This is a genomic window from Streptomyces sp. NPDC050997, from assembly GCF_040660135.1.
Lineage (GTDB): Bacteria > Actinomycetota > Actinomycetes > Streptomycetales > Streptomycetaceae > Streptomyces.
On record NZ_JBFAGK010000017.1, the window covers coordinates 89700 to 109832 of the forward strand.

Annotated in this window: 12 protein-coding genes and 1 tRNA gene; 10 read left to right on the plus strand and 3 right to left on the minus strand. The window is 70.1% G+C overall.

The genetic code is table 11. The annotated features are described in order from the left end of the window. Window positions 1–124: 124 nt before the first annotated feature. A complete protein-coding gene (locus AB0H86_RS31520) occupies window positions 125–283 on the minus strand; it encodes a hypothetical protein (protein WP_362446361.1) in 159 nt (52 codons plus the stop codon). Window positions 284–705: 422 nt separating this feature from the next. Here AB0H86_RS31520 and AB0H86_RS31525 point away from each other — a divergent pair, with 422 nt between their 5' ends. Continuing rightward, the gene (locus AB0H86_RS31525; protein ID WP_362446364.1) at window positions 706–3285 is read left to right on the plus strand and encodes a tetratricopeptide repeat protein; all 2580 of its coding nucleotides are present in this window, start codon (window positions 706–708) and stop codon (window positions 3283–3285) included. Window positions 3286–3315: 30 nt separating this feature from the next. On the opposite strand, the gene AB0H86_RS31530 is transcribed toward AB0H86_RS31525, so the two are convergent. Further along, window positions 3316–4221: a serine/threonine-protein kinase gene (locus AB0H86_RS31530; protein ID WP_362446367.1), complete on the minus strand. Its 906-nt coding sequence runs from the start codon at window positions 4219–4221 to the stop codon at window positions 3316–3318. A gap of 117 nt (window positions 4222–4338) precedes the next feature. Between AB0H86_RS31530 and AB0H86_RS31535 the strand changes: the two genes are divergently transcribed. The 4 genes from AB0H86_RS31535 to AB0H86_RS31550 are packed head-to-tail and all read left to right on the plus strand — an operon-like array spanning window position 4339 to window position 13289. Beyond that, window positions 4339–5835 (plus strand): PD-(D/E)XK nuclease family protein, encoded by a 1497-nt coding sequence (locus AB0H86_RS31535; RefSeq protein WP_362446370.1) that lies wholly within the window; start codon window positions 4339–4341, stop codon window positions 5833–5835. Then, window positions 5832–6977, plus strand: a complete 1146-nt coding sequence (locus AB0H86_RS31540) for a hypothetical protein (protein ID WP_362446373.1) — start codon at window positions 5832–5834, stop codon at window positions 6975–6977. Before AB0H86_RS31535 ends, AB0H86_RS31540 begins: the two co-directional genes overlap by 4 nt. Continuing rightward, window positions 6970–10485, plus strand: a complete 3516-nt coding sequence (locus AB0H86_RS31545) for a hypothetical protein (RefSeq protein WP_362446376.1) — start codon at window positions 6970–6972, stop codon at window positions 10483–10485. Before AB0H86_RS31540 ends, AB0H86_RS31545 begins: the two co-directional genes overlap by 8 nt. Window positions 10486–10517: 32 nt before the next feature. Further along, window positions 10518–13289: a DUF3962 domain-containing protein gene (locus AB0H86_RS31550; RefSeq protein WP_362446379.1), complete on the plus strand. Its 2772-nt coding sequence runs from the start codon at window positions 10518–10520 to the stop codon at window positions 13287–13289. 439 nt (window positions 13290–13728) lie between these two features. Here the strand turns inward: AB0H86_RS31550 and AB0H86_RS31555 are convergent. Then, window positions 13729–13800: transfer RNA gene (locus AB0H86_RS31555), tRNA-Arg, on the minus strand. Window positions 13801–14050: 250 nt separating this feature from the next. On the opposite strand from AB0H86_RS31555, the gene AB0H86_RS31560 reads away from it, so the two are divergent. From AB0H86_RS31560 to thrC, 5 genes are all read left to right on the plus strand, one after another. Beyond that, entirely contained in the window at window positions 14051–14545 is a 495-nt protein-coding gene (locus tag AB0H86_RS31560) for a response regulator (RefSeq protein WP_362446382.1), read from the plus strand. A gap of 170 nt (window positions 14546–14715) precedes the next feature. Then, window positions 14716–15867, plus strand: coding sequence for an ArgS-related anticodon-binding protein NrtL (gene nrtL, locus AB0H86_RS31565; protein WP_362446385.1), 1152 nt, complete (start codon window positions 14716–14718; stop codon window positions 15865–15867). A gap of 39 nt (window positions 15868–15906) precedes the next feature. Further along, on the plus strand, window positions 15907–17298 hold the full coding sequence (lysA, locus tag AB0H86_RS31570) for a diaminopimelate decarboxylase (RefSeq protein ID WP_362446388.1): 1392 nt from the start codon (window positions 15907–15909) through the stop codon (window positions 17296–17298). A 192-nt stretch (window positions 17299–17490) separates the two neighbouring features. Beyond that, entirely contained in the window at window positions 17491–18783 is a 1293-nt protein-coding gene (locus AB0H86_RS31575; protein ID WP_362446391.1) for a homoserine dehydrogenase, read from the plus strand. A gap of 6 nt (window positions 18784–18789) precedes the next feature. Continuing rightward, window positions 18790–19848, plus strand: a complete 1059-nt coding sequence (thrC, locus tag AB0H86_RS31580; RefSeq protein WP_362446394.1) for a threonine synthase — start codon at window positions 18790–18792, stop codon at window positions 19846–19848. Window positions 19849–20133: the final 285 nt, after the last annotated feature.

Here is a 20133-nt window from a genome sequence, read left to right on the forward strand (position 1 = left end):
CGCCCCCGCGGGGTTCCCCTGTGGGCACCGCCGGTCCGCCCGCCGGGGGGTGTTTTGCGGGGGGGGGGGGCCGCGGGGGGGGGGTGCCCGCCCGGGACGGGCACCCACCCACGAGCTGTGGAACTCAGGCGGTCTCGGAGGGAGAGTCGTCCGGCGCTTCGGCGCGCGGGGTCGCTGGCGTGGTGCCCTCGGTCCGGTCGGCCGCCCGCCGGCGCCGGGTCGGCGGCCAGTCGGGGGACTGGCGCAGACGGCTCGCCCGGCGGTTTCGCTGACGGTTGTTCATAGGGCCTGTGGTTCCTTCCTGATGGGTCGATGGATGACTACGCTGCCGTCTCGCTTTTCTGTGAGCGGCTGGTGCCATCGTGCCCGGGGACGGGAGGAGGCCGCGGAGCGGAAACTGAGGGAAAACTGAGGCATGGGGGCGTGAAGGAGTACGTGCGTGTGAAGCGGCACATCGCAACGTACAGATGAAGGGGGTGCCGTCGCGGGGCCCGGACCACTGCTTCCGGTGCGGAGAGGGGAAGGGCGATGGAGGGGTATGTGCTGGGCCCGGTAAGAGCCGAAGGGGACGGCGGCGGAAGGGTCTGCGCAGGTTCGAAGGCAGCCGGGCTGTTTGCGCTTCTGGCGACATCAACGGGCTGCCGATGCACCAGGAAGGAGATCGCCGAAGTCCTCTGGGAGGGCAAGGAGAACACCCGCGGCCTGGTGGACCGTGCTGTCTCCGACCTGCGGAAGCGACTGGGCCCGGAGGCTGTGCCCCATGGTGGCAAGTCGGGTTACTGCACGCTCCGCGCGCCGGAGGGCGGCGTCGACCTGCTCCGCTTCCGCGACCGGGTGGCGAGGGCCGAAGGGCTGAACCATCCGGAGGGGTTCGAGTTGCTCGGCGCGGCCCTGGAGGAGTGGGACGGCGGTGATCCGCTGCGCGGGCTGACCGAGAGCGGCTTCCAACTGCGCCGGGAGGCGCTGCGGGCCGAGTTGATGGCCGCGGTGCACGCCCGGATGGACGCCGCCTACAAATCGAGGGAGGAGAAGTGGCTCCGTGAGGAGACGGAGAAGTGGTTCGAGCGCGCACCGGAACTGCCCCAGGTCTTCCGGTTCTACCTGCTCGCCCACGACGACCTGGCGGAGCGCCGACGTGAACGGCTCATCGAGGAGTGGACGAGGCGCAACGGAAAGCCGGACACCGACTTGCGGAGCGCCTTCGACCAGGTCCGGGGAGTTGCCCACCGGTCCGGCGGGACGCTCCTGCCGCCCGTCCCAGACCAGTTGTCCGGCAGCAGTCGTAGGCCGGTCGGGCAGGACGAACTGATCCGCGGCCTCGTGGCGGCCGTGTGCGACGAACAGGACGCCGGCAACCTGGCCTTGGTCCTCATCAGCGGCATGGCGGGTGTCGGGAAGAGCACGGTGGCCAACCACCTCGCCCGTCAGCTTCGGGAGCGGTTCCCCGACGGAGTGCTCCGCGCCGAACTGAACGGGTTCGCCGACGGGGACGCGCGGCCCGCCGAACCAGACGAGGTTTTGGACGGGTTCCTGGCCGCGCTGCCGCCGTACACCACGGTGACCGGACCGGAGAGCAAGAGCAACGCGCTGCGGTCGGCACTGGCCCACCGCTCGGTACTCGTCGTCCTGGACGACGCGCTCAACGCTCAGCAGGTGCTGCCACTGCTCCCCGGAGACGGCACCTGCGCCGTGATCATCACCAGCCGCAACGACCTGTTGCGCCTGCAGTCCGAGAGAAAGGTGCTGTTTCGCAAGATGGAGCCGCTGCAAGAGGCGGATGCCCTGGAGGTGCTCCAGGAGAAGGTGTCGGTCGAGGACCGGGCGAAGCACGCCCAGGCTTTCAGTGAGCTGGTCAGCCTCTGCGGACGGCTGCCGTTGGCGCTCACCGTGGTGGCTCGACTCCTGGACGGCGGTGCGCGTCCGCTGCGTACCCTCCCCGCCCTGGTGCGGGACATGAAGGAGGAGCGGGAGCGGGCGAGGCTGGACACCCTGCACCTGCCGGAGCACGAACTGTCGGTCCACGCAGCACTGAACTGCTCCGTACGCGTGCTCGGTGCGGAGACCCGGCTGCTGCTGTGGCAGCTCGCCGTCCACCCCGGGCCGACCGCCTCCTGGGAGGCGGTGATGGACCTGGGAAGGGCGGCGGGCGAAGGGGCGCGCACCGACCGGGCCTTGATGGAGCTCGTGGCGGCGAACCTGGTGGAGCGCCAGGGCGACCGGTACGGGCTGCACGACCTCGTGCGGGCCTTCGCCCGCCGGCACGCGCGGCCGGCGGGCGACGGAGAGACGACGGACATCGAGCGGGCGACCGTACGGCAGGTGCTGGAACACCAGCTGCACAACGTCCGCGCCTGCGACCGGGTGCTCGACCGCGAGCGCGCCCTGCCCATCGGCGAGCCCGACGGGGTCACGGTCAAGGATCCCGCGGAACCGGGGCAGGCGATGGCGTACCTGGACGAGGAGTACGCCGCTGTTCAGCGAGGCGTCCGATTAGCCATCGGCCAGGGCATCGAACGGTACACATGGCTGCTTTCGATGGCCCTGGTCACCTATCAGTGGCGCCGGCACCTCCTCGGCGACGCGCGGAGGAACCTCCTGCACGCCGTCGACGCCGCCGAATCCGCCGCCGCCCCGGTCGATTGCGCCATGGTCCACCGGATGCTGGCAGGGACACAGTGGCGGTTCGGCGAGTACGACACGGCCGTGGGCCACCTGCACCGTGCCGTCCGGCTCAGCAAGGAGGACCACAGTGAGGCGGGCCGGCTCAGTCTTGCCCGTTCGCTGCACCGGCTCGGGATCACCCTGCGCAAGCAGGGCGACCGGACGGGGGCGGAGGAAGCGCTGTGCCAGGCACTGGAATTGTGCCGGGAGGTGTCCGACCCGGTCGGGGAGGCCGCCGCTCTCAACGCCCTCGGCGCGCTTCACCACGACCGGGGCGAGCACGTGCAGGCGCTCCGTCGGTGCGCCGACGCCCTGGGCGTGGTCGAGCGCACGGAGGAGCGCAGCGGCCTGGCCGACGTGTTGTTCACTCTGGCCAAGGTGCACCTGGCCCGCGCCGAGCGGGACGAGGCTATCTTCCTGTACCGGCGGGCCTGCGACATCTACCGCGAACAGGGGAACTGGCCCAACGAGGACAAGACGCGGATGCTCTTCGCGGACGTCCTGGTGTCCGCCGGTGAAACCGACACAGCGGTACGGGAGTTGGAGAGGGTCATCGTGCTGCGCGAACTGATGGGCGGCGAAGGCGTACGCGAGGTCCGGGAGTTGCTGGAAGGGTTGAGGTGAGCCGCCGGGCTGGCGACCTCCGGATCACCGTCACAGCCGAGGCGGATGCGTGCGGTAGTGCTCGGTCGGGTCGGGACGCAGCCGCCTCGACGGACGCCGCGAGCCCAGCCGGGGCAGGTATGGGCGGAGTCGGTCGAACACCTCACGGACATCCGCCGGGCGCTCCTCAGCCTCCCATCGGACCATCCACAGCGCGAGGGAGGCGAACTCCGGGGGGAGCTCGACGAGTTTGTCGGGCGGCAACACCGGACCGCCCGGTTCCGCCCGCTCCTCCAGTCCGCCGTAGGGCAGCCGCATGACGACCATCTCCAGCAGGATGCAGCCGAGCCCGAAGATGTCCGCCCGCCGCGTCAGACCTCCTGCGGGGCACGCGTCGGACTGCTCGGGGGAGGCCCAGCCGCGCGTGCCGCGCTCGAAGGATGTCTCCTCGCCCGCCGTGATCGCGTGGCCCATGTCGATGAGACGGAGTCGGCCGTCCGGTTGCACGATGACGTTCTCGGGTTTGAGGTCGCAGTGCACCAGATTCCGGTCGTGCACTTCCCGCAGAATTTCGCACAGCTGGCCGATGACGGACGCGACGATCTCGGGATGCCTGACGGGCCGCTTCTCCAAGAGAACGTTCTGCAGTTGGCGTCCTTCGACGAATTCCATGACCAGGCATCGGCGCCCTCGGTGCGTCCCGGAGGCGATGATTTCGGGAATCGCCTGAATTCCCGTCAGCATCATCATGCGGGAGCCCTCTTCGAGAAGCCTCCTGCCTGCCCAGGAGAAGTCGCTCTCGGGGCCGAGGTCCCGGGCTTTCTGGAGCTTCAGCGCCACTCTCTCCCCGCTCCTGCGGTCACGGCCGAGGAAGAGGTCGCCCTGGCCGCCGTCACCGACCATGTCCAGCACTTCGTAGCGCTTCTCCACATCGCCGATCTCCTCGATCTCCCTCATGGCCACCCTTCTTTCCTCTCTTTCCTCCGTGTAGAAATGGAGCAGAAAATGTCACAGCCGTGGCTACCCCCCGACGGGGTGACCCGCACCTCCGAAGTCATCACGGTATCCGCCGGAATGTTTAAAGGAGGCGAATTCCGGTGCCCTGCCGCTGACGCTCTCAAGACCCGCGGCTACCACACCGCCGACCCCGTACCGCGCCGCCGCGAGCGGTTGGAGAACTTCACTCTCGGCCCCTTCATGGCCGCCTGCGACGCCCGCTTCCGGCCCCCCGGCAGCCTGTCCCGGACGCGTACCGCGCCCTTGCACGACGGCCTGAGGACATGGTCGGACCATGGTGTGAAGGCGTACGAGGCGGCCTTCCCCGCCGACCCGGAACGCCCCCTGAACGAGGTCCCCGAGCCGTGGACGTACCGCTACCGGCCGTCCGGCCCCGACTCGCGGAACGCCCAGGAGTACCGCTTCACCGTGTGGGGCCGCTGCCTGGCCTCCACCGACGGTGCCTACCGTGAACTCCGTCTGCCCGTGCACCGCCTGAACCGGGAGCTGCCGCCCGACGGGTTCGTCGCCGCTGTCGCCCTGGTGCTGGCCGAGGGCACCCCCGGGTCGCGGCCGGAGCATGTACGGATCGTGGAGTTCGCGCTGGTCGACGGCCGTACCCGGGAGCTTTTCGCCGGCAGCCGGGAGCAGGCGCTCGCCCGGTACCGCGAGCACGGCCCCGACGCCCTGGCCGGCGTACTGGACGGACGGGAATACCGCCCTGGCTCCGCGTGCGGCGGATGTCCCTACCTGTCGGTCTGCCCGGCGCTGCGCGCGGCGCCCGGACTGCTGGGCATCGAGTCGCCGAACCGGCCCCGACGTACTTGGTCGGTGACCAACGGGCGCAACTACCGGGCCTGCCCGGCCCGCGACCACATGCGTCGGCTGCACCTGCCCACGGCGGACTCCGTCGAGCGCGAGGTGACGGCCGAGCGCGGTCGGGCGCTGCACGCCTACCTCGCCGACCGGCACGGCCACGGATCGCCTCGACCGTGCACGGTCGAGGTTCCCGAGGAGTGGGTGCCGGACGGATTCGACCTGCCCGATCGCGAACGCACCCTCGGCGCAATCCTGTTGCGGCGGCACGCCGCGGTCTGCCCGCTGCGGTGCGTCGGGGATGGGACGGACGTGCGGACCGAACCCAGGGTGGTGCGGCACGACACCGTCGCCGACGTGGTGGTGATCGCCGCACCCGATCTGCTCTACCGGGACGCCGGCTCATGGGTGTGGCGCGAGACCAAGACCTCCGCCACCGACCGGCGATCCAACCGTCCCCTGCTGGAGCTCTACCCTCAACTGGCCCTGGCGGTCGTGCTGATCGGCCGCGGTGACCTGGGCGGTGCTCCGTCCCGTGCCCGGGTCGAGCTTGAGGTGCTCCGCCCCGGCGGCGCCGACCTGGAGATCATCGACCCCTTCGCCTCCGCCAACCGGACCGAGGCTGAGGGAGTCTTGCGGACGATGGTGGCCGACTGGCACGGGGACGACCGCTACACGGCCGTGCCCGGACGCTCCTGCCAGCGGTGCGAAGTGGCCCGCTGGTGCTCGGTGTCGGCCGCCACCGAGGCCACGGCATGAGGGCGGGGGCGGCCCTCCGGGCCGACCGGCCGGACACTGGGGAGGAATCTGAGGGCGCGGGCAGCGAACTCTTCCGCGAGCTTGCCCGCATGGTGGCTGACCTCGCCGAGGTTCAGGGCCTGCGCTCGTTCGCCCTGCCCTATCCCGGCCTCGCCCAGCATGCGCTGGACCGCACGGTGATGCACTGCCTCGACGTCGGGGAGACACCGCCGAGGAGCCTTCCGGAGCTGTGGGAGTGGTGCCGGACCAAGCCGGCGGGCGATCCGCTCTTCGCGGTTCCCGCCTCCCTCGTCACCCCGGGCGCGACGCTGGTACACCCGGTCGGCCGGATGCCGACGCGGTCGTGCCTCGAAATCGCCTCGCACGGGCCGGACGGGGGCGTGGCGGCGCATGCTCGCGCGCTCCTGGGCGACCTGGAAGCGCGGTGCGGAACGGGCGAGCGCTACCGGCAGTGCCGGAGCTTCCTGGCCCGCCACTCGGTGGTTCACCGGCAGGACCGCTTCAGGCCCGGCTGGAGCATGGCCGTCTGGAGCCGCGTCAAGAACCTCTACGGGCCGCTGCCCGAATCCCTGCTTGTCGACGGCGACTTCCTGCGCTGTCCCTCGTGCGGGCTCCCCGCGCTGCCCAGGGACCGGGCCGTACCCGTACCCGTGTCGTCCGCCCCCGACGCGGACATCTGGTGCGAGGGGGAGGAATGCCCGCGTGACGACTCTCCGGAACTGATCCGTGAGCCGGACCAGACGTGGATCCTGCGGCGTTCACTGCGGACGTTCCTCGCGCTGCCGCACCGGGCCGAAGAGGCCGCCCTGGACGCGCTGGATCGCGCCGGGATCGACCATGAGCCCCTGTCGGGGCCGCTGTCCGCCTACCGGTTGAGGGACTCCGGTCCCGGAATCGTCGACATCCACGTGTACGACCGACTGCAGCCGGCCCTCCTCGCCGCACATCTCACCGACAGCGCGCCCCTCGCGGACCGCACCCTCGTCGTGATCCCGGACGCCCTCGCCGGACGGGACGGCTACCGGGGGGCCTTCACTGACGCCCTTCCCGCGCTTCTGCGGGACCGGCTGGTGCTCACCACACCCGTGGACCTCGTGCCCGACCTGGGTCGGGCTCGGAGAGAGGAGAAGAACGATGCGTAGCATCACCCCGCCGCTGACCGACGTACTCCGCGCCCTCCAAGTGTTCCTTGGGCCGGCCGTCCGCAAGCCCGCACTAGAAGACCTCTGCCAGGTGGAACTCGGCCTGCACCTCCAGCAGAAGCTGATGCCGGGCAGCCCCGCGGGCAGTGCCTGGGTACTCTTCAGCGGATACGGGTTCGCCGAGGCGCACGGAGCGCAGTTGCCGCCGGACACCGCGCGGACGCTACGTGTCGCCCGGTACTCGCTGTGGACCCTGCGCAGGGGCCGTACCTGGCGCGAGGCGCTGGAGACCTACCAGCTGTTCGACCCCAGAGTGCGCGGCTACGACGTACCGGACACCGAGTCGCCCGCCACCCGCCGCGAACTCTCCGTCGCTGGGGACCGCTTCCCCGTCTACGAGCAACTGCTGCGTGCCGCACCGCCGCTGGCGGGCAAACGCATGCCGGTCGCGGGCCAGGGCCCACACGCCTTCCCCGTCAGCCGCACCCTGGCCGTCGTCGACCTGCCGTCCGTCCCCCACACCCCCCTCGTAGCCCACGATATGAACCTGGAACCGGCTGGTGCGGGAGAGCCCCTGGTCTTCACCAGGAAGAGCCTGGAGCGCACTGCGGCGGAGATGGACGCTACGCACGCCCGTGTCGGCGAGGGAAGGCCGCCGCGCTGGCTGAAGCGGCTGCGGGACTTTGACCTGTCTACCAAGGAGAACGGCACATTCCACAAGGTCGGCAATGACGAGGACTTCACGTTCACGGTCGACGGGATCCAGCACCTGCTCGGCATCGTCGGCGCGGGCAAGAGCACGCTGCGCGACATCATCGCCGTCCATCTCGCCAAGCTCGGCAGGCGCACCACCATCGTGGTCACCGACGTCGCGGAGGTGCTGAAGCTCGTCCGGCTCTACGGTCTCTACACCGACGGCGCCGCCGCACCCGTGCTCGGGTCCTCCGGCCGGGAGCGGCACGCCCAGCGGCTGCACCGTCGGCTGGCGGGCCGGGGCGAGCACCGTTTGCTCGCCCACGACGACCCTGCCTTCGCCTACCTCGGGACCTCCTGCGTGCTCAACGTCAGGCGGCAGGGTGCCACTTCGTCCACCGAGCCGCTCGCCTTCGGTGAGGCACCCTGCTCCCGGCTCCGGCCACCGTCGGACCCCAGGCGCGACAAAGGTGGCGGCCGGGCCTCCGAATGGCAGAAGAACGCGACGAGTTGCCCGTACTGGTCCGTCTGCCCCCGGCACCACGGAGCCCGCACCTTGGTCGGCGCCCTGATCTGGGTGGCCACGCCGGCCGGACTGATCGACGCCGAGCCGCCCAGCCCCCAGAACGGCGAGCGCATCCGCTACCTCGAACTCGCCTGCCGCCGCAGCGACCTCGTCATCATCGACGAGGCCGACCGTGTGCAGATGCAGCTCGACCAGACCTTCGCACCCGCCGTCGTCCTCGCCAGCGACGAGGACAAGGGGCTCATCGACCAACTGAGCCGGCACAAGATCCGAGAGCTCGCGGCCAGCGGGCGCACCCAGCTCTCCGAACGGGACGTGGAGACCTTCGCCGCCGCCCTCAACACCGCCGGATCGGCCACCGACCGGCTGTACGCGATGCTCGTCGCCAGGTACGACCTGCGCAGGTGGGTGCGGACGGGCTACTTCAGCGCCTGGACGCTGCAGCTCGGACTGCTCGACGAGCGCTACGAACTCCCCGACGGCAGCGGGCCGGAACACCGGAACCAGGTCCCCAGACAGGCTCTCGGCAAGCTTCTCGACGCCTTTCGCGACAACCCCTTCGGCGACCGCCGCCGCAGGACGGAGGAGGACTTCAGCGAGCTGACCGCCCTCCTCAACGAACTGCTCCACACCGGCAACCCGGAGAACACCCGGCGCCACCTGGCCGAGGTCATGGACGAGGTCTTCCACATCGACCCGCGGTACATGGCCGCCCGGCAGCAGAAGTACAAGGAGAAGTACGACGAGTGGCAGCGCGAGGAGGAGGAACGGCAGAAGGGGCGAGGCCGCCGCCGGAAGCCCAAGCCACCGCCCCAGACCCCCGAGCAGTGGCACCAGGAGCTCGCCGAACGCTTCGAGTTCACGCTGCTGCTCAGCGCCCTGGAGCCCCGGCTCGCCATGATCAACGCCATGTGGCCCCGCGTCGAGGCCGCCCTCAGCCTGGGCTACAACACGATGTACCGTCGGCCGCTCGACTACGGCCCGATGGTGCCCGAGGCCCCGATGGGCAACGTACTCGGCTTCCAGTTCCGGGTCCCGGGCGAGGACAAGGGAGGAGTGCGCAGCGGCGAGCTGACCTTCTTCCGCTGCAGCGGCGTCGGACGTGAGCTGCTGCGTGCCATGCCCCACCTGGCCTCCGTCGACGGCAGGCCCGGCGCCCAGCTGCTGCTCATGTCCGGCAGCAGCTGGGCGGGCGCGTCCAGCCGCTACCACGTCTGCGTCCCGGTCGGTGTGATCATCGAGCCGCCGACCGAGGTGACCGAACGCATCGCGAACGAGAGCCTGATGCGCTTCGAGTTTATCGACGACGGTGACGAGAAGCTGCGCCTGTCCGGAACGCACCCGGACGACCGCCCCGAGAAGCTGCGCCGCATCGCCACCCACCTTGGCGCGTCGGGGGAGTACGACGCCCCCGAAGGAGGTCCGCTGGAGCGCGAGTTGCTCTCCCTTCGTCCAGGCAAGCGCGACCAGATCCTCCTGCTGGTCGGCAGCTATGCCGAGGCTCGCATCGTGGCCGACACCCTGCACAACCTCAACTCCCGCTGGCACGACAGCGTGCTGTGCCTGGTCTCGGACGACGAGGAGATCGCCCCGGAGGACGAGGCGCCGTCCGCCTACCGCGCCCGGTCACTGCGCCGGGGCGACGTCGAGCACCTGAAGGACCTCGATGCGAACATCCTCGTGGCGCCCCTGCTGGCCGTGGAGCGAGGCCACAACATTCTCAACGACGACGACGAGGCGGCCATCGGCACGGTCTACTTCCTGGCACGGCCCAATCCGCACCCCGAGGACCTGTCCCTGGCCGTCCACGCCGTCAACGACTGGATCGTCCGCGCCGTCACCGGCGGTGACTTCGACACCTGGGTACAGGGACAGGCCACCGTCGAGGAAGGTGCCGACGAGGTCCGCCGCCTCGCTCGTTCGCGCTGGTACAAGGTGCTCGCCCGCTCGATGGCGTGGAGCCACCTCGGCGAAGAGACGCGGGAGCAGGTCACTTGGGACATGTTGGTCCTGATGTGGCAGGTGATCGGGCGGCTGGTGCGCGGCGGCGTACCGGCCAGGGTGGTCTTCGTCGACGCCGCCTTCGCCCCGAACCGCGGGGCCGTACCGCCGCAGGCCGACACCCCCAAGTCCAGCCTGCTGCACAGCGTCCTCGACGTGCTGGACCCGTACTTCGAGGGCGACACGAAGAGCGCGGAGGAGCAGTTCATCGCCCACGCCCTGTACGAACCTCTCCGGCGCATGCTCACCCACCTGCTCGCCCCTGCTCCCGCCCCGGCCCACCCGTAAGCGCCGAACCCCGGCTTCCAGGAGGAAATTTCGTGTATCACACCATTCGCAACGCGGCCTACGAACCCGACCCGCTCCATGGACCGTGGCGGGAGGAGATGAGTGTGCTGCGGCTCGGCGAGGAGTTGCACGCCGAGCTCACCAGAATGCACGCCGAGGCCGGCAAGGGCTCCGTCCGCCCCGATCGGCTCCCCGTACGCAGGCTCAACTCGCTGCTCCAAGCGATGGCCCCCGGCGTCATCGCGACCGGCCGCAACGCCGGAACGGACGGCAGCCTGCCGTGGCTCTACGCGCGGGAGGCCGTCCCGCCGGAGGTGCTGGCCCCGGTGATCGGCACCTGGGCGGCGGGCATGTACCCGGAAGAGGACGACACTGAAGACGCCGACCTGGAGGAGCGGCTCCGCTCCGACGACCCGGCCGAGGCCGTCCAACTGTCAGGTTGGGAGGCCGAATCGGTCGATCTCACCGAGACCGTGACCTCGGCGGGCGGAACCGCCGAACCCGCCGCACGGCTTTACGGCCTGCTGCCCGAGTGGGTCGCCTTCCGGCTGGCGGCCCGGACATTCCGCACCGGGGGCACCACACTCCACTTCCGCGTCGAGAGCTTGGGCAACGGCGCGCGACTCGTCTCCTGGCCGCCACAGCGATACGAGCGCCGCGGGCAGACCTGGTATTACTCGGCCTGCCTCAACATCACCGTCCACACCGTGCCGTTCGCCCCACGGTTCCGTGTCCACGTGTCCACGCAGGTACGCCGCTGGGCCACCCAGCTGGACGTGCGCCCCCACCAGCTCGGCGGCGCGACCGTTCTGCTCGACGCTCCGTTGCCATGGCCGGGAGGGCCGGACCGGGGCCACCGGCTGATGGTGAACACCCTCGGCTACGACCGGCGGCTGAAGGAACTGGCCTGGCGCCACCACAGCCCCGCACCGCTCCTGCCCGAGCTGGACATCGTACGCAACTACCCGCAGCCGGAAGCGCTTTTCTCCCACCCGGAACGCTGGATCAACGGGTCCGGGGACGTGGCCGCCGGCATCGTCTACCACCCGTCGACCGGTCCGCATGAGGTGGGACCGGGGCTGATGGCACGGGAGCGGGCGGATCTGGACGCCTGGGTCGAGGAAGGGCTGCGCCCCATGCTGACGCGGGTCCCCGACCTCACACGGGTCACCCGGAGCAACACCCCCTCATTGCTGCCTAGTTCGGGAGCCGGACGTGGTCCGGGCGTCCGGGACACGCAACTGGCCCTGCAGCGGCGGGCGGCGCTGGCACGCGCACTCAACGGCCGTCCCCTGGAGATCGACGTCTTCTGGCAATCCCCGGAAACCCGCGCCGCTCTGCTCGCGGAACTGCCCAAGCTCATCGGCTTCCCTCCCGGGGAGAGCGAGGGGTCGGCCGACGACGACACCTGGCGGTGGCGGGGCGAGGGGGTCGACATTCGCGTACACGCCCAGCCCGCGGGGGCCCTGGCCGACGCCCTGCCGGTCTCCCGGGAGCGCGGGCGCCCCAGGGCCGTCCGGCTGGCCGAAGCCGTCGAAGGGCGCTGCCGACTTGTGGCGGACCGAGTGGTTCCGCGTCCCGACGCGGCCGGAGTCGTGATCATGGAGATCGCCGGCAAGGAGCGCTTCGCCGCCGTCCCCGACTCCGATCCCAAGCATGCGCTGCGCATCGCCTGGGCGCGGCAGGACCGGCTGAGCCAGTTCGTCAACCTGCCCGACGACACCGACAGCGGCCTGGAGCACCGGGCCAAGTGGACCTGGCTGGACGCCTTTCGGCAGCTCGGCGCGATCAGTCCGCCCGCCCATCGAGTGGGGGCCGGAGTTCCCGGCGACCTCCAGTACGTGGCGCTCTGGCTCGTACGCCACACCAGGAAGGGGTCCACGCGGCGCCCCGTCCATCGGCTTGTCGCGGTGCGGGTCCGCCCCGGGGACGAAGGACCGGGCGTCATCGAGGGGTGGGACGCCGAGCGCGCCGAATGGGTGCCGTACCCGAAGCTGTTGCTGCTGCTCTCCCAGGCAACGGAGCCGGTGGCGGAGGCCGGGAAGGAGAGGCAGGCTGATACGGGTGGCGATGGCGTGGCCGCCCGGGGAGGGGTCCGGCCCGGTGCCCGCCCGGGTGTGGAGCAGCACAGGCAGTGGGAGACCGAACGGCAGATCCGCGCACTGCTTTTCCAGCTCCGCGGTCGCCCGACCCTCGTGCTGGCGGATGCAGGCAATTTGCGCCAGTGCTGGCCTCGCCTGCGCAACGGCGAGCTGCACCGCGACATGCTCGGCTTCGGCACCGAACCCGCCCAGCGCCACACGCTCTACGGCGACGACCTGCGGGTGGTGCTCGTACGGGACGCCAACGCGCGGGAGGAAGTGGCGGAGTGGTATGCCCACGACGCCAAGGGCAGCGTCGGCTTCACCGAGGGCGTGTGGGGGACGACGGAGACGGAGAGCCGTGTCTTCGCGAGTACGGCCGCGAAGCCGCACACAGCGGCGAAACTACCGAAGGGCCTCATGAAACTGGCGCCCACGGCACAGGGCCGGACAGCACCCGGGAAGACTGCCTGGAACCCCGGGCAGCTGGAGATCACCGTGCTCGGTTGCCTGTCGGAGAAGGCGCTGGCGGACTCGGGGCGTGAAGGGGACCTGCCTGACCGGCCGGCGGAGTGGGCGACGCTCACGCACCAGCTGCGCTACCAAGACGACTACCCGCCGCTCGCCCGGCCCCTCCCGTTGCACTTGGCGCGTCTCGCTGGTGAGTACGTGCTTCCGGTGGCCGGAACGAAGGAGGAGGGGAGCATGTCATCCGCTCCATGAGCGAGGCGCCGCCTGCATGGGGCGTCCCAACGATCGACGCTGATAGGAATCATTGTTCCCTCGTGTGAGTCGGACATGGGGGCATACCGGTGTCGGGCGGGCGCGAACGCCTTCGCGAGACTGTGTCGAATCTGGTCCGGGAAAGTGCAACGGCCTGTTTCTCCGTGTCCCTTTTGGCTGTCCCGCTTGGTAAACATGCAGGTCAAAGTTGCCTCCCGAGGGTGACGGATCCACCATGCGGCTTTCTGGCCCACGCATGTCCCGCAGGAATTAATTTCGCGGGATCGGACAATCGGGATTTCGTCCGCTCGGCCGTGGAAAACCCCTGATCAGGGCAATGAGGGGTCGAGTGGTCACGGCCAAGTAGGCCGTGTGCGTTTTGGCATGCATAAGAAAGGCGCTGAACTGCGTTTCCGCTGTTCAGCGCCTTGATCCGGAGTGCCCCCGGCAGGATTCGAACCTGCGCACACGGCTCCGGAGGCCGTTGCTCTATCCCCTGAGCTACGGGGGCGTGTCGGTTGCTGAGCGCTTGCTCGTGGCGACGGGTAGAACACTACCAGCTCCGTCTGGGTGTTCATGAACGGGTTTTGTGGCGTTGGGCGAGGCTGTGTCGTCGCTTGTGAGGCGGTTGCCGGGGCTCGACGTGGAGGAGGGGGAACCGTGCGGGGTGGAAGTGGGGTTGACGTGGAGGAGGGTTGCCCGCACGGGTGGAAGTGGGGAAAACCCGGACGCGGTGGCCGGTCCCGACCTACTCTCGAGTTGTGCCAGGCGTGTCCGGCCGGGTGCTTGTTGTGGACGACAACAAGGTCATCCGGCAGCTGATCAGGGTCAATCTCGAACTGGAGGGTTTCGAGGTGGTGACCGCGGCCGATGGTGCCGAGTGTCTGGATGTCGTTCATCAGGTGCGGCCCGATGTGATCACCCTCGATGTCGTCATGCCTCGCCTCGACGGACTACGGACCGCCGCCAGGCTTCGTTCCGATCCGCGCACCCGTCATCTGCCCCTCGCCATCGTCAGCGCGTGCACGCAGTACGAGGTCGAGACCGGGCTCGACACCGGTGTCGACGCCTTCCTCGCCAAGCCCTTCGAGCCGGCCGAACTCGTGCGTCTCGTAGGGCAGTTGATCGAGAGGAAGAGGGAGGGGAGCGGGGGCGCCGGGGAAGGGTGTACGGAGGGGAGTGCGGAGGAGCCCGCGTTCGGCGGCATCCTTGGGACCGCCGGAGAGGCCGAGCGGGCCGGGCACGCCGGAGGCTGACCCCGCTTCCGGAGGCTGATCGCTTCCGTCCCCATCGCCGTCGGCAGCTGATGCCCGGCGACTGATCGCCCGTCCAGTCCAGCAGCGTCCTCGTCCCCACCCGTCCACATCCCGGACCCCCGCCCAAACCGGCTCGCCTACCCACCCCCTTCCTCCCCTACGCTGGTCCCGTGACCCCCGTCGAGCTCTCCCGTACCGTGCTGCGCGCGGTGCGGTGCGCTGTGGACGTGGGGGAGCTGAGCGTGACCGTTCCGGAGCGGGCCGTAGTGACGGTTCCGGGGCCCGGGGGCTGCGGGGACTACGCCACCAACATCGCCCTTCAGCTCGCACGGTCGGCCGAGCGGACGCCCCGGGACGTCGCCGAGATCCTCCGAAACCATCTCCTCGGTGACGAACATGCCGACGCCGCCGACACGTCGGACGATGCCGCCGCTACCGACACCGCCGACGCCGACGTCACAAGCCGCAACCACAACCCCCGCCCCATCGACGACGTCGTCATCACCGGCCCCGGCTTCCTGAACATCCGCCTCCGCGGCACCGCCTCCGCCGCCCTCGTCGGCGAGATCCTGCGGAGGGGACAGAAGTACGGGCACGGCGACGCGCCCACCGGGCAGCTCCATCGACTGCACGCCGCCCACGAGGTGCGGGCCCTCGTCGTCGCCGACGCCACCGCACGCCTCCTCCGCGCGCAGGGCGCCCTCGTCCGCATCACCACTCCGGTTCGACCCGAGCCCGAGTGGGAGAGCGTCCTCGGCGTCCATGTCGACGCGTACGGCACCCCCCAGCTCCCAGGCACCCCCCAGCTCCCAGGCACCTCCCAGCTCCCGATCGACGTGCGCCCCGTCCCCGCCCCCGCCGATCCGACCCCCCTCGGCCGTGACGCCGCCCGCTGGGCCCTCCTCCACCCCGCGGCCCACGACCGGCCCCGGATCAGCGACGAGCACCTGGCCCAGCGCGAGAGCAACCCGCTCTTCCGTGTCCGCTACGCCCACGCCCGCACCCGGGCCGTCAGCCGCAACGCCGCCGACCTCGGGTTCCACGCCGAACCCGGCGACGTACCGGACGACTGGACCGGCACCCTCGCCGACCATCCCCGGATCCTCGCCGCGGCCGCCGCCCAGCGCGCCCCCGACCGCCTCGCCCGGCACCTCGTCACCGTCGCCGATGCCGTCCTTCCCTTTCTCCCCACCGTCCTTCCTCGTGGCGGGGAGAAACCCTCGGCCGCCCACCATGCCCGGCTCGCTCTTGCCGAAGCCGCCGGGACGGTGCTGGCCGGTGGCCTGACCCTGCTCGGCATCGACGCACCTGATCACCTGTGAGACAGCGCACACAGACGCACAGAGAGCCCAAGAAGAGCCATGAGTCGTTCCGCACACCCCGCCGGGCCCCGTCACGCCGATGTGTATCCCGAGGGGCACTACTCCGCCCCGCCCGCCGACCTCAACATCCTCGACCCGAAGGTGTGGGCCCAGACCGTCGGCCGTGACCAGAGGGGCGTCGTCACCGTCGGCGGCGTCGATGTGAAGACCCTCGCCGAACAGCACGGCACCCCGGCCTACATCGTCGACGAGGCCGACTTCCGCGCCCGGGCACGGGCGTGGCGCAGCGCCTTCGGGGCCGACGCGGACGTCTTCTACGCCGGCAAGGCGTTTCTGTCCCGGGCCGTGGTCCGCTGGCTGCACGAGGAAGGGCTCAACCTCGACGTCTGTTCCGGCGGCGAACTCGCCACCGCCCTCTCGGCCGGCATGCCCGCCGACCGCATCGCCTTCCACGGCAACAACAAGTCGACCCAGGAGATCCAGCGGGCCGTCGAGACCGGTGTCGGGCGGATCGTTCTCGACTCCTTCCAGGAGATCGTCCGCGTCGCCCACATCGCCCAGTCGCTCGGCAGGCGGCAGCGCGTGCAGATCCGTATCACCGTCGGGGTGGAAGCGCATACGCACGAGTTCATCGCCACCGCCCACGAGGACCAGAAGTTCGGCATTCCGCTCGCGGGCGGGCAGGCCGCCGAGGCCGTACGGCGTGCGCTGCGGCTGGACGGGATCGAGCTGATCGGGATCCACAGCCACATCGGGTCCCAGATCTTCGACATGTCCGGCTTCGAGGTCGCCGCCCACCGGGTCGTCGGGCTGCTGAAGGACATCCGTGACGAGCACGGGGTCGAACTGCCGGAGATCGACCTCGGTGGCGGTCTCGGTATCGCGTACACGAGCGGCGACGACCCCAGCGAGCCCCACGAGATCGCCAAGGCGCTCACCGAGATCGTCACCCGTGAGTGCGAGGCCGCCAGGCTGCGCACGCCCCGTATCTCCGTCGAGCCCGGGCGGGCCATCGTCGGTCCCACCGCCTTCACGCTGTACGAGGTCGGCACCATCAAGCCCCTCGACGGGCTGCGGACGTACGTCTCCGTCGACGGGGGCATGTCCGACAACATCCGTACAGCGCTGTACGACGCCGAGTACAGCGTCGCCCTGGTCTCCCGTACCTCCGACGCGGAGCCGATGCTCGCCCGTGTCGTCGGCAAGCACTGCGAGAGCGGCGACATCCTGGTGAAGGACGCGTTCCTGCCGGCCGACCTGGCACCGGGTGACCTGATCGCCGTACCGGCGACGGGTGCGTACTGCCGGTCGATGGCCAGCAACTACAACCATGTGCTGCGGCCGCCCGTCGTGGCGGTCAACGACGGCGGGTCCCGCGTCATCGTCCGCCGGGAGACGGAGGAGGACCTGCTGCGCCTCGACGTCGGGTGAATCAGAACGAAAGTCGGGTGAATCAGAACGGAATCAGAACGGAAAACGCCCGGAGGACAGGGGCGGAAGATCTCCTGTCTTGCGCCCCCGTGCAAATGAAATAGATGTCTCACGATCCGGACATGGGATAGAAAGTCCCGTCCGGTGAGTGAGACTGGACCAACCGTAGACGGTATGAGGAAACGAGGTCGGATGATGCGTACGCGTCCGCTGAAGGTGGCGCTGCTGGGCTGTGGAGTGGTCGGCTCAGAGGTGGCGCGCATCATGACGACGCACGCCGCCGACCTCGCCGCCCGGATCGGCGCCCCCGTGGAACTCGCCGGCGTGGCCGTACGGCGGCCCGACAAGGTGCGTGCGGGCATCGACCCGAGCCTCGTCACCACCGATGCGACCGCCCTCGTCAAACGCGGCGACATCGACGTCGTGGTGGAGGTCATCGGGGGGATCGAGCCCGCCCGTACGCTCATCACCACCGCCTTCGAGTACGGCGCCTCCGTCGTCTCCGCCAACAAGGCGCTGCTCGCCCAGGACGGCGCCGCCCTGCACGCCGCCGCCGAGGACCATGACGCGGACCTCTACTACGAGGCCGCCGTCGCCGGTGCCATCCCGCTGATCCGGCCGCTGCGCGAGTCCCTCGCCGGCGACAAGGTCAACCGGGTGCTCGGCATCGTCAACGGCACCACCAACTTCATCCTCGACAAGATGGACACCACGGGGGCGGGATATCAGGAGGCTCTCGACGAGGCCACCGCGCTCGGGTACGCGGAGGCCGATCCCACCGCCGACGTCGAGGGCTTCGACGCCGCCGCCAAGGCCGCCATCCTCGCCGGGATCGCCTTCCACACGCGCGTACGCCTCGACGACGTCTACCGCGAGGGCATGTCCGAGGTCACCTCCGCCGACTTCGCCTCGGCGAGGGAGATGGGCTGCACCATCAAGCTGCTCGCCATCTGCGAGCGGGCCGCTGACGGCGCGTCCGTGACCGCGCGCGTGCACCCCGCGATGATCCCGCTGACCCACCCGCTGTCCTCCGTGCGCGGCGCGTACAACGCCGTGTTCGTCGAGTCCGACGCCTCCGGTCAGCTGATGTTCTACGGCCCCGGCGCCGGCGGCGCCCCCACCGCCTCGGCCGTGCTGGGCGACCTCGTCGCCGTCTGCCGCAACCGGCTCGACGGCGCCACCGGGCCCGGCGAGTCCGCGTACGCCGCACTGCCCGTGTCGGGCATGGGTGAGGTCGTCACGCGTTACCACATCAGCCTCGACGTCGCGGACAAACCGGGAGTTCTCGCTCAGGTGGCCACCGTGTTCGCCGAGCACGGCGTGTCGATCGATACGGTTCGCCAGCAGGGGAAGGACGGCGAGGCCTCCCTCGTCGTCGTCACGCACCGCGCGTCCGACGCCGCCCTGAGCGGGACCGTCGAGACGTTGCGCAAGCTCGACACCGTGCGTGGTGTCGCCAGCATCATGCGGGTTGAAGGAGAGTAACCAGCAATGACCCACCAGTGGCGCGGAATCATCGAGGAGTACCGGGAGCGGCTGCCGGTGTCCGACACCACGCCGGTCGTGTCGCTCCGCGAGGGCGGCACGCCCCTCGTACCCGCGCAGGTGCTCTCCGAGCGCACCGGCTGCGAGGTCCACCTCAAGGTGGAGGGTGCCAACCCCACCGGTTCCTTCAAGGACCGCGGTATGACCATGGCGATCACGCGGGCCAAGGAGGAGGGCGCGAAGGCGGTCATCTGCGCCTCCACCGGCAACACGTCCGCCTCCGCCGCCGCGTACGCGGTGCGCGCGGGCATGGTCTGCGCCGTACTCGTCCCGCAGGGCAAGATCGCGCTCGGCAAGATGGGCCAGGCCCTCGTGCACGGCGCGAAGATCCTCCAGGTCGACGGCAACTTCGACGACTGCCTCACCCTGGCCCGCGCGCTGAGCGACAACTACCCCGTGGCGCTGGTCAATTCGGTCAACCCGGTGCGTATCGAGGGCCAGAAGACGGCCGCCTTCGAGATCGTGGACATGCTCGGCGACGCGCCGGACATCCACGTCCTGCCGGTGGGCAACGCGGGCAACATCACCGCGTACTGGAAGGGGTACAAGGAGTACGCCGCCGACGGCATCGCCGCGAAGACCCCCCGTATGTGGGGTTTCCAGGCTGCCGGCAGTGCCCCGATCGTGCGCGGCGAGGTCGTCAAGGACCCGTCGACGATCGCGACCGCCATCCGGATCGGCAACCCCGCGTCCTGGCAGTACGCCCTGGCGGCGCGGGACGAGTCCGGCGGCTTCATCGACGAGGTGACGGACCGTGAAATCCTGCGCGCCTACCGGCTGTTGGCCGCTCAGGAGGGTGTCTTCGTCGAGCCGGCGTCCGCCGCGTCCGTGGCCGGTCTGCTGAAGGCCGCCGAGCAGGGCAGGGTCGACCCGGGGCAGAGGATCGTGTGCACCGTCACCGGCAACGGCCTCAAGGACCCCGACTGGGCCGTCGCGGGCGCCCCGCAGCCGGTCACCGTCCCGGTCGACGCGGCGACGGCCGCCCAGCGCCTGGGCCTTGTCTGATCTGGGGATGACCTGCGCGATGACCTCTGAGAACGGGTGACCTCCCAAGGGGGTGCACAGGGGGCTTACGACACGCATCGTGCGCCTCCTGTGCGCCCTATGTCGCCACAGAACCTTCCTTCGATAGGCTGTACCTAACCCGCCCGCCGCATATGCCTCGCATACGGCCGGGTGCCGCGCCGTCTCCGCGGCCCGGAAGCGGTCCCACGGTTTCCCAGAGGTCCCCAGGACCTCATGTACGTATCGAACGTCTTCGACAGTTCCGCAGCTCAAGGAGAGTCATCG